16 protein-coding genes are annotated in these 14,659 nt (G+C 71.9%); 15 read left to right on the forward strand and 1 reads right to left on the reverse strand.

What is annotated here, in order from left to right; translation table 11 throughout:
• Positions 1-35 precede the first annotated feature (35 nt).
• Positions 36-236 carry a helix-turn-helix transcriptional regulator gene (locus tag PV734_RS45100; RefSeq protein ID WP_319295076.1) on the reverse strand — a complete coding sequence of 67 codons (201 nt, stop codon included), beginning with the start codon at positions 234-236 and terminating at the stop codon, positions 36-38.
• Between the two features lie 211 nt (positions 237-447).
• On the opposite strand from PV734_RS45100, the gene PV734_RS45105 reads away from it, so the two are divergent.
• From PV734_RS45105 to PV734_RS45175, 15 genes are all read left to right on the forward strand, one after another.
• Positions 448-1,749 (forward strand): DUF2637 domain-containing protein, encoded by a 1,302-nt coding sequence (locus tag PV734_RS45105; RefSeq protein ID WP_415924382.1) that lies wholly within the window; start codon positions 448-450, stop codon positions 1,747-1,749.
• A gap of 124 nt (positions 1,750-1,873) precedes the next feature.
• The gene (locus tag PV734_RS45110) at positions 1,874-3,355 is read left to right on the forward strand and encodes a hypothetical protein (protein ID WP_319295078.1); all 1,482 of its coding nucleotides are present in this window, start codon (positions 1,874-1,876) and stop codon (positions 3,353-3,355) included.
• 9 nt (positions 3,356-3,364) lie between these two features.
• Positions 3,365-5,473 carry a hypothetical protein gene (locus tag PV734_RS45115; RefSeq protein WP_319295080.1) on the forward strand — a complete coding sequence of 703 codons (2,109 nt, stop codon included), beginning with the start codon at positions 3,365-3,367 and terminating at the stop codon, positions 5,471-5,473.
• Positions 5,470-5,730 carry a hypothetical protein gene (locus tag PV734_RS45120; protein WP_319295082.1) on the forward strand — a complete coding sequence of 87 codons (261 nt, stop codon included), beginning with the start codon at positions 5,470-5,472 and terminating at the stop codon, positions 5,728-5,730. Before PV734_RS45115 ends, PV734_RS45120 begins: the two co-directional genes overlap by 4 nt.
• A 9-nt stretch (positions 5,731-5,739) precedes the next feature.
• The gene (locus PV734_RS45125) at positions 5,740-6,207 is read left to right on the forward strand and encodes a hypothetical protein (RefSeq protein ID WP_319295085.1); all 468 of its coding nucleotides are present in this window, start codon (positions 5,740-5,742) and stop codon (positions 6,205-6,207) included.
• Positions 6,208-6,219: 12 nt separating this feature from the next.
• Positions 6,220-6,396: a hypothetical protein gene (locus PV734_RS45130; protein WP_319295087.1), complete on the forward strand. Its 177-nt coding sequence runs from the start codon at positions 6,220-6,222 to the stop codon at positions 6,394-6,396.
• Positions 6,397-6,931: 535 nt separating this feature from the next.
• The gene (locus PV734_RS45135) at positions 6,932-7,177 is read left to right on the forward strand and encodes a hypothetical protein (RefSeq protein WP_319295089.1); all 246 of its coding nucleotides are present in this window, start codon (positions 6,932-6,934) and stop codon (positions 7,175-7,177) included.
• A complete protein-coding gene (locus PV734_RS45140) occupies positions 7,174-7,476 on the forward strand; it encodes an HNH endonuclease (RefSeq protein WP_319295091.1) in 303 nt (100 codons plus the stop codon). Before PV734_RS45135 ends, PV734_RS45140 begins: the two co-directional genes overlap by 4 nt.
• A 921-nt stretch (positions 7,477-8,397) precedes the next feature.
• Positions 8,398-8,991: a DNA primase gene (locus tag PV734_RS45145; RefSeq protein ID WP_319295092.1), complete on the forward strand. Its 594-nt coding sequence runs from the start codon at positions 8,398-8,400 to the stop codon at positions 8,989-8,991.
• A 49-nt stretch (positions 8,992-9,040) separates the two neighbouring features.
• Positions 9,041-9,529 (forward strand): hypothetical protein, encoded by a 489-nt coding sequence (locus PV734_RS45150; protein ID WP_319295094.1) that lies wholly within the window; start codon positions 9,041-9,043, stop codon positions 9,527-9,529.
• Positions 9,530-9,542: 13 nt separating this feature from the next.
• Complete coding sequence (locus PV734_RS45155; protein WP_319295096.1) at positions 9,543-11,201, forward strand: terminase; 1,659 nt, start codon at positions 9,543-9,545, stop codon at positions 11,199-11,201.
• A gap of 16 nt (positions 11,202-11,217) precedes the next feature.
• Positions 11,218-12,645 (forward strand): phage portal protein, encoded by a 1,428-nt coding sequence (locus tag PV734_RS45160; RefSeq protein WP_319295098.1) that lies wholly within the window; start codon positions 11,218-11,220, stop codon positions 12,643-12,645.
• Entirely contained in the window at positions 12,638-13,438 is an 801-nt protein-coding gene (locus PV734_RS45165) for a hypothetical protein (RefSeq protein ID WP_319295100.1), read from the forward strand. The genes PV734_RS45160 and PV734_RS45165 overlap by 8 nt, the downstream gene beginning before the upstream one ends.
• Positions 13,439-13,496: 58 nt before the next feature.
• Entirely contained in the window at positions 13,497-14,240 is a 744-nt protein-coding gene (locus PV734_RS45170) for a hypothetical protein (protein WP_319295102.1), read from the forward strand.
• Between the two features lie 19 nt (positions 14,241-14,259).
• Positions 14,260-14,655 carry a head decoration protein gene (locus PV734_RS45175; RefSeq protein ID WP_319295104.1) on the forward strand — a complete coding sequence of 132 codons (396 nt, stop codon included), beginning with the start codon at positions 14,260-14,262 and terminating at the stop codon, positions 14,653-14,655.
• Positions 14,656-14,659: the final 4 nt, after the last annotated feature.

Raw genomic sequence — 14,659 nt, forward strand, 5'->3', positions numbered from 1 at the left:
CGCGGTCGGGGGCCCGGTCGTTGGCAGGCGGTCGGCTACTGCTCGTCGTCGCGAAGGTCGGTCCGGGCGCCGGGGCGCAGGTCGCGGGTATCCCAGTAGCGGCGTACCTCGTCGAGGTCCCACTCGTCACGGGTGCTGCCGGGTCGGCGGCGCGGCTGCGGGAAGTCGTCGTGCGCGCGTCGCCAGTTGTGCACGGTCTGCCGCGATACGCCGAGTTCGGCGGCGACTTGCGACATGTTCCCCAACCTCGGTTCCCCCTCGCCCGCGTCCCCTGTCCGCGGCTCTTCCCGCTCTGGCATGGCGCTCATCCTGCCCTAACCTTGTTGACACTGTAAAGCAGGTTCACCTACCTTCGAACCTGCACAACCGGAAAGCCCCGGCCGGCGCCGCGAACGCCACATGGTCGGGGCGGACCGTGCCCCCAACCGTCAAGCAGAGGGCCGATCCGTGGCTGATAGTAACGGCGAGCGTCACACCGAACCCGAGCGTGACCGACCGCAGCTCACCACCCTGCAGCGCAGGCTCATCGCCGGCGTTGCCCTCGGCGCTGCCGTGATCGCCCTGATTGGGTTCATCGGCTCGTACGCCGCGGTTCGCGCCCTCGCGGAAGCGAAGCACTTCGGGGCGTTCGCGCTGCTCTTCCCGATCGGTCTCGACGCCGGGATTCTGGTGCTGCTCGCCCTCGACATGCTGCTCACATGGCTGCGTATGCCGCTCGGGCTGCTGCGCCAAACCGCGTGGCTGCTGACAGTCGCGACGATCGCGTTCAACGGCGCTGCCGCGTGGCCCGACCCGATCGGCGTCGGCATGCACGCCGTGATCCCGGTCCTGTTCGTGGTCGTCGTCGAGGCGGCGCGGCACGCGATCGGGATCGCCGCGGACATCAGCGCCGCGAAGCACATGGAGTCGGTACGCCTGTCGCGGTGGCTGCTCGACCCGATCTCGACGTTCCGTCTGTGGCGGCGTATGAAGCTGTGGGAACTGCGGTCGTACGAGCAGGTGATCGCCCTCGAACAAGAGCGGCTGACCGAGCGCGCTCGGCTGCGGCACCGGTACGGGCGCAGGTGGCGCTCGAAGGCACCGTTCGAGGCCGTGCTCGCGCTGCGGCTCACCCGGTATGGGCGCCCCCTCGCCCCGGTCGAGGGCGTGCTCGACACCGCGCCCGCCCCGCTCGTCGGCGGGTACGACACGGCGTGGGGCGAGGGCGCCCCGGCGCCCCGCTCGCTGCAGGGCGCCCCGGTGCTGCCGCCCTCGCCCCCGGCCGCCCCCGAGCAGGGCGCCCCGCAGCGCCCCGCCCCCGACGACGAGGGCGCCCCGGCCGAGGGCGCCCCGCAGAACGAGGGCGCCCTCGGGCGCCCCGCCCCGGAACCCGAGGGCGCCCCGCAGGGCGACGCCCCCGACGCCGAGGGCGCCCCGCAGGCAGACGAGGGCGGCGACCAGGGCGCCCCCGACGAGGGCGCCCCGCACGACGAGGGCGCCCCGGAGCGCCCCGCCGACGAGGACGAGGCGCCGCGCGACGAGCAGCGGCCGCCGACCCGCGACGCGGTGAAGCGGAAGATCCGGGCGCTGTACGACGAACTCGACGCACGGCCCGGCGAGGGCCGGATCGTCGCGTTGCTCAAGAGCCTCGATGGCTACCCCTATACGTCCCGACGGCACGCGCAGAAGCTGCGCGACGAGATCGAGCGGAAAGAGCCGAAGCTCGCCGAACGCGGCTCGGACAACGTCCGCGCGCTGACCGGCACATGACGGTCTGACTGTGACTGCAACTGCAGTCACGGTTCACCCTCACCCCCCTCTCACCCGCCACAACCCGCCCGCAGGCACACCCCTCGATCACCACGACCGCAGTCGCAGTGAAGGAGCAACCCCGGTGTCAGACACCGCAGCACCGCCCGCGCCCGCCGCGGCCGCGCCCGCACCGCCCGACCCGGCGGCCGCCGCGCCGCCCGTACCCACGCCCGCACCGGCTGCCGAGCCGGCCGAGACCGAGCCGAGGCAGCGCGCCCCGCGCCGCCGCGGTGTACCGATCGAACCGCTCGTCATCGGCGCCGGAAACGGAACCGCCGTGATGGCGACCGCCGCGTATCAGGCAGCCGGCCCGATGGGGCTCGCGGCCGCCGCGGGTACGGCTGTCGCCCTCGCGGCGGGCAGCGTCCTGCAGCGCCGCCGCACTGTCCGCGCTCGCACCACGACCGGGGCGGGGCGCACTCGGGGCGGGGCGTCCGGCGCGGGCCGAGGGCGTGCTCGGGGCGGGGCGTCCGGCGGCACGACGGGGCGGGGCGCCTCGGGGCGGGGCGGATCGTCTCGCCGGGGCGGCGCCCACGGGGCGGGCTCCGGATCGCGGGGCGGGGCGGGGCGCACCCCACGGGGCGCCCTCGGCTCGCTGGGCGGCCGCGGGGCGGGGCGGCTCAAAACGCCCCGCATGCCCACGCCCACGGGCGCGGGCGGTCGTCATCGGCGCCCCGGCAACGCGAACGGCTCGCCCTCGACGTCGTCGACCAGGAAGCGCACGCCCCTCACCCGCAGCCGGCTCGGCATGCTGCGCCCCGCCGCGAGCGCCGCCCGCCGCGGCATGGCCGGTACGGGGCGCGCGATCCGAGGCACGGCGCGAGGCGTTGCTGCCGCCGCCCGCGGCATCGGCCGCGCCGGGCGCAGGACTGCCCGCCCCGCCCGCGCGATGTGGCGCGGTACCGAGCGCGCCCGCCGAGCAGCAGCTCGCCGAGTCGGCCGCGCGGCCGGCGCGCTGTGGGATGGGGCGCTTGCCGGGCTCGGCGGGATCGCTGCCGCGATGTGGCAACGCAGTTGGCGAGCCGGCCTCGACACGCTGCGCGCCGTATGGCAGCGCCGCCGACAGCGTCGTGCCGCTCGCCGTACCGCGGGCGGTCCGACCATGACGGGCCCGACGGTCGCCTCGGCGCCGCCGCCCGTCGCCACGTTCGTACGCCGCCCGGCGACCGCCGGCGGTTCCCCCTCGACCTACGGAGGACACATGTCCGGCGGACACCACTTCCTTGCAGGCGCAATGGAACTCGAACGCGTCGCCACGACCTACACGCCCGACGGCATGATGCAGGTCGGCCGCGACTTCGCGGCGCTGCCCGACGCCCTCGAACACATCGCGAACGCGATGAAGATCTCGACGGCCCGCGCCCACGCCGAGCAGCCGCTCGACCCTCGGATCATCGAGATCATGCAGGGCATCTACCGCCTGCAGATGAAGGCGAGCGAACTCGCCCGCGAGCTGCCCGGCGCGTTCCGCAAGCTGCATCACGTCGACATCGAGCGCCTGCAGAACCAGCGCACGGGCGAGCGCAATTGGGACGTGCGCGCGAACGCCGACACGAGTCTCTGAGGGGCGACAGTGGAGATCGATTGGGAGTCGGGGCACGGTCCGTTCACTGCCCCGCTCAGCGCCGCCGGTTCCGCGCTCGCCGCCTCGTACGCGGCGAACGCGGCCGGCGCGTCCCTGTGGTGGGGTGTCGGCGTCGCCGGCGCCGGGCTCGTCGGCTCGCACATCGCGGGTCGGCAGTCCGGCGCCGGGCGCGGCAGCCTCGTACTCCGCGCCGCCGCATGGGTCGGCGCGGGGGCATGGTGCTCGTGGGCGCTCAACTCGGGCCCGTGGACGGTCAACTGTCTTGCCACCCTCGCCGCGGGCGCGGTCGGGCTCGGCGCCGCCATGGCGGGCAACCGGGCCGCGCGGCGGCGGGCCGAGGCGGCGGCCGCGGCCGAGAACACGGCGGCCGCGCACGCCGGGATCATGCGCGGGTACCGGGCGCTCGCCGAACAGTGGTCGTCTCGGTTCTCCCGCGTGTGCGGCATCGAGGGCGTACTCGTCGTCGGCGTCGAGATGTGGCCGAGCGGCGGCATGACCCTCGAAGGGCGGTTGCCCGAAGGCGGGTACACATGGCGTGACGTCCAGCGGCATCAAGACGGGCTCGCCGGCGACGCCCGCCTGCCGAACGGCTGCTCGGTCGAGATCACCGAGGGCGCCGACCGCGGCTCGTTCCTCGCGAACATCGAGACCGAGAACCAGGTCGCGGCCGGCCCGACCATGTACCCCGACGACTACTCGCCCCGGTCCATGAACGACGGGCTGCAGCTCGGCCGCCACAAGGACGGCAGCGAGGCCGCGCCGTGCATCCGGCAGTTGACGGCGATCTTCACCGGGCGCAAGGGCAGCGGCAAATCGAACCTCATGAACGTCGCGATCGCCGGACAACTGCGCATGATCGACGTTCTCGTGTGGGTGATCGACCTCAACGGCGGCTCGCTCGCGCTGCCGTGGCTGCGCGCATGGGACAAGGCCGGACGGCCCGGCCGCTCGCCGATCGACTGGGTCGCGGACACCCCCGAGAAAGTGCTCGCCATGGCCGAGGCGCTGCTGCGCATCGCGAAGGCGCGCAAGCCGGGATACGCCGACCTGCAGATCGAGGCGGACGACGACAAGATCCCCGTGAGCCCGGCCGTGCCCGGCATCGTGGCGAACGCCGACGAGGTCGCCGAGCTGTACTCGGCAAAGGCGCGCAGGCACCCGATCCTGCGCAAGGCGGGCGACGTGCTGCTGCAGGTCGTCGAACTCGCGCGCGCCGTGGCGTGCAACGTGATCGCCTCGGCGCTGCGGGCGACGCAGGATGTGCTCGAAGAGCCGCAGCTCGTCGTGCAGTCCGGTCTCAAGATCGCGATGAAGTCGGACGAGCGAGAGATCGCCTACCTGATGGGGTGGGGCGACAAGATCTCGCCGGAAGACATGCCCGTCGCGGGAACCGGTGCGATCAAGGTGCTCGACGATCCGGCCCGCGCCCTGGTCGTGTACCGCATGACCCCGAGCGAGATCGCGAAAATCGTCGTCGCGACCGCCGAGTACCGGCCCGAACTCGACGAGCTGTCCCGCCTCGCTGCGGGCGAGGCGTACGCCCGCAGGTGGGAGAACACCGACCACCTGTTCAACGGCAGCGCGCAGCCCGCCGCAACCCTCGTCGCCGACCCGCCGGCTACCGAACGGCCGCCCCGTGAGGGATGGACCGACCCGACAGCAGGATGGGACGACCCCGCACCCTCGACGCCCGCCCCGGCAGCGCCCGGCGAGGACGCGATCGCCGACGCCGATGCCACGGTGCGGCGCATCCGAGGCGAGATCGACGAGGCGACCAACCACGACCCCGACATCGAGGCCGAGGCGCGCGCGATCTTCGAGGCGAGCGGACTCACGTACACGCCACCCGCCGCCCTCGACGAGACGCAGCCGACCGGCGGCGACCCGCGCAAGGCGCTCGTGTACGAGATCGTGCTCAAGTCCGGCCCGGCCGGGATCGGGCCCGAGGCGATCCGCGAGTTCATCACCCGCCTGTACCCCGACGTCGACCCGCCGCACGCCGCCACGATCGGCCGATGGCTCGGCGCCGACCCGCGCGTGCACAAGGCCAAGTACGGCCGATACGCCGTGCGCCCGGACGGAGGCACCTCGTCATGACCCGCCCCTCGCCCGCCCGCCGCCGCACCGCCCGAGCCGTACGGGCAGCCGGCGACGTCGTGCGGACCGCGGCCCCCTTCGGGCCGATCGTCGTCGTGCTGCTGCACCTCGACACTGTCGACGGCCCGCGCCTCGACCTGCCGCTGCTGCACCTGGTCGTCGTGCTGCTCGCCGGGCTCGGCGTCGACCGGCTCGGTCTGCTGCTGCTCGACCTCGGCCGCCACATCGAGCGACACCGCCCCAACACCGCGAGCTAGGACCCCGCCATGCATCCCGAACGCCCCGCTGTACGACCGGCGCCCCTCGCCCGGACTGTGACCCCGACCCGCATCGTGCCCGCCGCCGAGCAGTACCTCGCGCCCGCCCCGCCGCCCGGCATGCGGGTGATCGGGTACGTGCGGATCGACGGCATGCTGCACCCGCAGTACGGGCCCGAGTACGAGCCCGCCGTGCCCGTTGCACCCCCGGCAACACCCGGACTCGACCCGCAGGCGCAACGCACCGCCGCAAAGGGCGTGTTCGCCGCCGGGGCGGGCGTGGGCGCGTACTTCGGCATGCAGGCGCTGCAAATCCTCGTCGACAGCCTCGTGCAGTTCCTCGCGGCCGCCGCGGTGTGCGGGCTCGTGTGGGCGCTGCCGACCGGCCGCCGGGCGGTGCGCGAGGCGCCGACGTACATCACCCACAACCGCGGTTTCCTGGCAGGCTGGAAGTCGCAGAACGGCCCGCGGAAGTAGCACGGAGGAACCATGCCGAAGAAGATCGAGCACGCGCCCGCGGGCAAGCACATGACCCTCGACGAGATCGCGGCGTTCGTCGCCGACGCGTTCGCCGCCGGGGCGAACGGTGCCGACGTCCCCACGGGCCGGCTGTCGTTCGGCGGCAAGCTGCAGCAGCTCGTCGTCGCCGTCGCCGACACCGAGTAGCGCCCCGGCCGCCCACACCTGCGCCCCGTACCGCCCACCGCGGTACGGGGCGCTCCTATGTCCGGTGCCCGTGTGGGCTGTTGACGCGGTTCTGCACGAGAATCGCGTACGAATCGATCGCGAATCGTCGACGAATCGCACGCGAATCGTTCGCCGTTCTCAGACGTCGTCGCAGGTCAACGCGTTATGTCCCTGGGGGACAGCCGGGGGACTCGCGCGCGCGCGTTCCCCTCCCCTCCCATATATGGGGGGGTGGAGGTAGAGAGATCCCCTACAGGTAGTAGCGGGCGAGCGCACGAGACGATCTCACTCTCAGCACGCCGCCCGAACTTGACTCTGACGATCACCTGTCGCACTCTTGTCGGCAAGTCCGCCATGCCCGGACACCGAATCCACCCGACGCCCTCGCCTCACAGCGGGGGCGTTCGCGTTTCCCCACACACGCCGTGCAGCGCAGGAACACACCCCGAACAAGGGCGGGTCGCTGGCTGCGCCCCTGCACTGCACGGACCAACTACCGGGGAGGACACCGCCCATGCGCGTACACCTCACCGACGGACGGAACGAGATCGAAATCTCGGCCAAGGGGTACAGCCGCAAGCAGCTCGACGACGTCGAGAACGCGGCACTCCGCATGCTCGACGCACTGCGCTCGCCCGAGCCGACCAACGCCGGAACGACGTTCGGGTTCACGCCCGACGTTGTGCTCGACAGCAGCACCGAGCGAGCCGAGCCGTACGAGGACGACCGCGACCAGGACGACGAGGACGACGACGCATGAGCGGCGGATGGGCCGGCAGCAACCGGCGGGCCGAGCTGCCGCCCGACTGGTACACGCACGTACGCCCGTACGTCCTCGCCCGCGACGAGTACCGGTGCCGCAACCGGATCGACGGCCGTGTGTGCGGCCGCCCGGCGAATCAGGTCGACCACATCGGCGACCGGCACGACCACCGCCCCGAGATGCTGCAGGCGCTGTGCGAGGACTGCCACGCTGCCAAGAGCAGCAGACAGGGCAACGACGCCCGGTGGGCCGTACGCATGCGCCGCCCGGCCGAGCGACACCCCGGCCTGATCTGACCCCCCGGCCGCAACTACACCCCCCGCCCCCAAGTCGACACCCCCCGCCCCGAGTTGCACCCCACTGACCTGCACGTTTACGCAGGTGCGTGCATCGCTGCAGGTCAGAGCGGTGCGGTACGAGGTGAGCCCGAGGCGCTGCTCGGCCGAGGTCGGCAGCGCACAGCCGAGGCTCGACGGACATGCACAAAGCTGCAGGTCAGAGCCTCGCAACTCTCGTACGCGGCGCACGATTTGAGGACCGAGGACACAACTACCGGACCGACGACCAAATCGCGCAGCCTGCACCACGATCACAGCGCTCTGACCTGCACGTTTATGCATCGTTCAACCGCAGGTGCGAGCACGACGACAGCACGCCGAGCACGTACGACGAGGCGCACGCACCACGTGAGCCCGCAACGCTGTGACCTGCACGTTTGCGAGAGGTTGCACAAAACCGCAGGTCAGACGCTTGCAACTGCCGTACAGGCACCGCAGATTGACCGCCGAGCCGAAACTGCAGGCTCGCGCACACCGTCGCAACGCTCTGACCTGCACGTTTGTACATGTGGCTGCGTTTCCGCAGGTCACAGGCTCACGGACTCGACGTCGACGTACCGCTGCAGCGAGGTCGACGTGATCACGGACGACCGGACCGAAACGAAGATCGCTACCCCCGACCCTGGGGGGTGACTCCCCTCCCCGCCCCGTTTGGGGCTCGGGAGGTGCTGTGGCTGACCTTCTGTACGGGTCCGGGGAAAACGGCCGCGCTGCGGGGCGCGGGCGGCTCGCTGGCGGGCGAGCAGGGATGCGGCAGGCTGATTTGATGGCGTGCGGCTGAGGGGCCGCAGATCGCCTCTCAGCCTGCCGCACTCTCGATACGAACCTGATACATGCAGGTCAGAGCACTAAAAGCGTACGCGGCTGTAGACTGGACACATGACGACGAGCCGATGCTGCGAGCACTGCGCCGAGCCGATGCCGATCACGGCCCGGCGGCACGCGCGGTTCTGCAAGCCGGCATGCCGAGCTGCCGCTCACCGCGCGGCCCGCACGATCCCGGCCGAGCTGACCAGCCGGCCGCGGTGGGTACGCCGCACCTCGCGGAAGGTTCCGGTCTCGGTCGGCGGCGAGGTCGCGAGCAGCACGGCCCCCGAGACGTGGTCGCGGTACAGCGACGCCGCCCGCTCGACGGCGGGCGCCGGGCTCGGGTTCGTCCTCGACGGCGACGGCGTCGTCTGCCTCGACCTCGATCACTGCCTCGACGACGAGGGCACCGTCGCGGGTTGGGCGCGCAACATCCTCGACGCAGTCGGCGGCTCGACGTGGGTCGAGGTGTCGCAGGGCGGCGACGGTCTGCACGTATGGGGGCACGGCCGGCTGCCGGGCGACGCGGGGCGTCGGCTGCAGCTCGACGACGGCTCGGTCGAGGTGTACGCGACCGGCCGGTACATCGCGGTCACGGGGCGGACGTTCGGCGACACGCCGCGCCGCCTCGGCGACCTGCAGCACGTAATCGACTCGCTGCTGTAGCGCCCCGACACGGGTGTGCCGCAGCGCACCCGACACGGGAGGTACAGCCATGGGAGGCACCGGGCCGGCGCCGAAGGACCCGAGCCGGCGGGCACGGCGCAACAAGGACGCGATCCCGCAGACCGTGCTCAGGTTCGAGCACGCCGAGGCGCCCGAGCTGCCCGACTTCCGGATCGAGCGCGACGGCGACCTCGTCGAGTTCGTGTGGCCCGAGCGCACCCGCGAGTGGTGGCAGATGTGGATCGACTCGCCGCAGGCCGAGCACCTCGGCTCGGCCGACTGGCAGTACCTACTCGACACCGCCCTGATTCACGCCCGGCTGTGGCGGGGCGATCTGACGGCGGCGGGCGAGCTGCGGCTGCGCGTCGCAGCGTTCGGGGCGACGCCCGCGGACCGGGCGCGGCTGCGCATGGTGTTCGCCGAGGCGGACGGCGCCGACGGCGGCAGCGGGCGGTCGGGTGGTCCCTCGGCGCGCGAGCGGTACGGGCAGCTTCGGATGATGCCCGGCGGCAAGGCGGGCGAGGGCAAGGGCACGTAGTCGGGGGTTCGTCATGCCGTGGCGTGGGCCCGAGTACGAGGGCGAGCGGCCGACCCTCGGTTGGTACGTCCTCGACTGGATGATCGAGAACCTTGCGCAGCCCGGCCGCGACGACGGCGAGCCGTTCCTGCCGACCCGCGAACAGGCCGAGTTCCTGTGCAGGTTCTATGAGGTGCACCCCGTGACCGGCAAGCGGGTCATGCACCGGGCGCTGCTGTCGCGGCCGCGAGGCTGGGGGAAGAGTCCGTTCGTCGGGGCGATCGCGCTCGCCGAGGCGTGCGCCGACGTCGTCGCCGACGGGTTCGACGCGAGCGGCGAGCCGATCGGCCGGCCGTGGCACTCGCTGCGCACGCCCCTCGTACGCATCGCCGCCGTGACCGAGCAGCAGACCGACAACACGTGGTTGCCGTTGCTGGAGATGGCGCGCGGCGGATCGCTCGCGGCCGAGTACGGGCTCGAAGTGCTCGACACCGTGATCTATCTGCCGCGTGGCGAAATCTCCCCGATCACCTCGTCGGCGACCTCGGTCAAGGGCGACCCGGCGTGCTTCGCGTCGCTCGACCAAACCGAGGAATGGCGCGAGTCGAACGGCGGCGTCCGGCTCGCGAAGACCATGCGGTTCAACGCGACGAAGATCGGCGGCTCGATCGTCGAGACGCCGAACGCGTTCACGCCGGGCGAGGGGTCCGTCGCCGAGCAGTCGGCGGCCGACTATCAGGCGATCCTCGACGGCCGGTCGCGGGCGCGGGGCATCCTCGTCGACCACCGCGAGGCGCCGCCCGAGACCGACATGACCGACGAGCGCTCGCTCGTCGCCGGGCTGCGGCTCGCGTACGGCGACAGCAGCGATCACCCCGACGGGTGCGTACTGCACGACCCGCCGTGCTCGCCCGGCTGGTCGCCGATCGAGCGGATCACCGCGGATTTCTGGGACACCTCGAACGACCCGCAAGACCTGCGGGCCGACTTCCTGAACCAGATCACCCACGCCGCCGACTCGTGGCTCAGCGAGCCCGAGGTGCGTGCCTCGTCCGACCTCGGCAAGACGGTCGAGGACGGCGACCGCATCGTGCTCGGGTTCGATGGCTCGCGGAAGCGGAACCGCAAGGTGACCGACGCGACCGCGCTGATCGGCTGCCGACTGTCCGACGGGCACCTGTTCACGATCGGCGTGTGGGAGCAACCCGACGGCAAGGCCGGCGAGGGCTGGCAGGTACCGGTCGTCGAGGTGCTCGCGACCGTCGTCGAGACGTTCGAGCGGTACGACGTCGTCGGGTTCTACGCCGACCCCGCCAAGTGGGAATCGCACGTCGCCGATTGGGAAGCGGCGTACGGCCCGCGGCTCAAGGTGCAGGCGACCCGGAACCATCCGGTCGAGTGGTGGATGACCGGCGGCCGCAGCGTGCTGATCGTGCGGGCACTGGAGAAGTTCCACACCGCACTGACCGAGGGCGAGCTGTCGCACGACGGCTCGTCGGCGCTCGTACGGCACATGTGCAACGCCCGCCGACGACCCGGTCGTTCGGGCCTGCAGATCGCCAAGGCACACCCCGACAGCCCGAAGAAGATCGACGCCGCGGTCGCCGCGGTGCTCGCGTGGCAGTGCCGCCTCGACGCCATCGCGAAGGGCGTCGGGGTCGAGGAAGAGGAAATGTTCGGCGGCACGTTCTGACAGAGAGGGGGCGACCGTGCTCGACGAGACACCTGATCTCGACAACCCCGATTTCATGCTGCTGCGCCTCGGGCGCCGGATGCGCAAGCGCGCGGGTGTGCTCGACGGGTGGTGGCAGTACTACCGCGGGCGGCCGCCGCTCCCCGAGCTGCCGAAGAACGCCGAGGCGGCATTCATCGACTTTCAGCGCAAGGCGCGTACGAACTTCTGCGGGCTGATCGCGAACGCCACCGTGCACCGGCTGCTCGCGCTCGGCGTCACCGGGCCCGACGGCACGCCGGACGACAAAGCGTCGCGGTGGTGGCAGGCGAACCGCCTCGACAGTCGACAAACGCTCGTGTGGCGCTGCGGCATGGCGCAGTCGGTCGGGTACATGCTCGTCGGCCCGCACCCGCGGCTCGTCGAGGACAACAAGCGGCCGAGCCCGCTGATCACTCCCGAGCACCCGAGCGAGTGCATCGTCGAGTACGACCCGGAGACCGGCGAGCCGCTCGTCGGACTCAAGGCGTACGCGAACGACATCGACGGGTACGGCTATGCGCGGGTGTACTACGACGACCGGTCGTTCCCGTACCGGACGGCCGAGCGGTGCGGCAGCCGGCTGCCGTGGGGGCCCGACTCGTGGGTGTACGTCGGCGACCAGGACGACGGCGAGCCGCACGACCTCGGCCGCATGCCGCTGATCGAGTTCGCCCGCGCGCCCGACCTCGGCGAGGACCCCGAGCCCGAGTTCGCGTGCGTCATGGACGCGCAGGACCGGGTGAACATGGGCCTGTTGAACCGCATGGCGGCGAGCCGGTACTCAGGGTTCCGGCAGAAGTGGGTCAAGGGGCACAAGTTCGCGAAGCGGCGGAACCAAGAGACCGGGCTCATAACAGTCGAGCAGCCGTTCACGCCCGGACCGAACACGGTGTGGGTGTCCGAGGGGGAGAACGCGCAGTTCGGGCAGCTCGACGCGACCGACTTGAGCGGGTTCCTGAAAGAGCACGAGTCCGACGTGCGCGACATGCTGATCGTGTCGCAGACCCCGGCGTACTACTACGCGAGCGACCTGATCAACATCAGCGCCGACACCGTGTCCGCGCTCGACCTCATGCACGTCGCGAAGGTGCGCGAGCACATCGCGTCGTTCGGCGAGGGGCTCGAAGACGTGATGAGCCTCGCAGCCGCGCAGGCGGGTGTGCCCGAGGACTACACCGAGGCAACGGTGCGTTGGGCGAACCCGCAGTACCTCAGCCCGGCCGTGCAGGCGGACGCCGCAACGAAGTTGGCGAGCATCGGGTACCCGCTCGACGTCATCGCCGAGGATCTCGGCGAGTCGCCGCAGCGCGTGCGCCGGATCACTGCGGGCGCCGCGGCGGCGAAGCTGCTCGCCGCATCGCTGCTGCCCGCCGCCCCGGCGCCGACAGCGGGCAACGTCGACGAGGGGGCGACCGGTGGGTGAGGCGCTGCAGGCGGCGCTCACCGAGCGGTACGACGCCCTGTCGACGTCGCTGCGCTCGCGCGTGATCTCGTTCGTCCTCGACGCGTTCGACAGCCTCGGCGGGTACCGCGACGGCGACGCCGCGGCGTTCGTCGAGCAGGTGCTGCCGACCGTCCTCGCCGCACAGGCGCAGATGGGGCAAATCACGGACGCGTACCTGTCCGCGACGATCGCCGACATGCTCGGCACCGCCGCGGCGCCGGCGGGCGTGCAGCTCCCCGAGGCGCTGCGCGGCGTCGACCCGGCCGAGGTGTACACGCGCCCGTTCGTCACCACGTGGACGGCGCTCAGCAAGGGCAAGGCATACGCGCAGGCGGTCACAGAGGGCCGTACGCGGCTGCTGTCGATCACCGAGACCGATCTGCAGCTCGCCCGCACGAACGCCGCGCAGCAGTCCATGCAGCGGGGCGGCGCGCGGTTCTTCCGGCGCCGGCTGACCGGCTCGAAGAACTGCGCGCTATGCGTGCTCGCCTCGACGCAGCGGTACCGCGTCGAGAACCTCATGCCGATACACCCCGGCTGCGACTGCAAGGTCGAGCCGCTCGCCGGCAGCAAGGATCCGGGGCACGTCCTCGACGAGGCGACGCTGCGCGAGGCGCACGACGCCGTCGCGAAGGGCGTCGGGCAGTCCGACGCGGGCGGCCGCGCCCCCGATTACCGCGACGTCATCATCACGCGCGAGCACGGCGAGTACGGGCCGCTGCTCGCCGTGAAGCGACACGAGTTCACCGGTCCCGACGACATCCCGTCGTGACCGGAGCGCCGACACGGCGCACCCCCGCTCACCCCAACCCGACACGGGAGACACCACCATGCGCACGCGCACTCTGCCCTCACTGCCCGGTATCGAGTCGGCGGCCGGCTGGTCGCACCCGTACCCGCTCACGCCGTTCTCGCCGTTCCTCTACGCGGACGGCGGCGACGGCGACGGCGACCAGGGCGACGGCGACAACGACGGCGACCAGGACGGCGACCAGGACGGCGACGGCGCCGGGTCCGACAAGGACGGCGACGGCACCGACTGGAAGGCCGAGGCAGAGAAGTACAAGGGGCTCGCGCGCAAGCACGAGAACCGCGCGAAGGACAACGCCACCGCGGCGAAGGAACTCGCGAAGATCAAGCGCGAAGGGATGCCCGAGCAGGAACGGGCCGTGTCCGAGGCGGTCGCGAAGGCGCTCGCCGAGGAACGCACGAAGAACGGTTCCAAGCTCGCGCGGCAGGCGTTCCTCGCCGCCGCGAAGGGCGTGATCCCGAACGCGGGCGACGTCGCCGACGACGTGAACCTGCACAGGTACGTCGACGACGACGGCGAGATCGACGAGGACGGTCTCGCCGAACTCGTCAAGCGGCTCGCACCGAAGAAGTCCGACAAGGACGAGAACGACGAGGACGACGACCGCGAGGGCGGGCGCGACACGCGCCGTCGCCGCCGCGGCGGCGGATTCGACCAGGGAACCCGGCGGGGCAGCCGAAGCGGTGGCAAGGGAGGCGGCGGCGTCGCAGCCGGCGCCGATCTGTACCGCGAGCTGCTCGGCAAGGGCACCGACAAGAGCTGACCACACGGAGGAATCGACCATGATTCTCGCTCAGACGAGTGAGTCGTTCGGGTCCGACGATCAGTCGTGGCTCGGGTCCGCGCACGGCACGGACGCGACCGAGACGATCTCGCTCGACACAAGCCTGTTCACCGCGGGCACCCACTACCCCGACGGGTATTTCAAGTCGGGTATCCCGCTCGGCGCCATCACGGCGACGCCCGGCAAGTACGGGCCCTACGACAACGCGGCGGCGGACGGGCGGCAGACCCTCGTCGGGTTCCTGTACGCCGCGGTCAAGGCGCCGACCGTCAACACCATCGACCCGTCGGCCGCGATGCTCACGCACGGCAAGGTGCGCGAGTCGCGCCTGCCGCTGGGCAACGTCGACGCCGCCGGGCACACCGACGTCGCCGGCACGATCCGGTTCGTCTGAGAGG

This window comes from Streptomyces sp. AK08-02 (assembly GCF_033795085.1).
GTDB lineage: Bacteria > Actinomycetota > Actinomycetes > Streptomycetales > Streptomycetaceae > Streptomyces > Streptomyces echiniscabiei.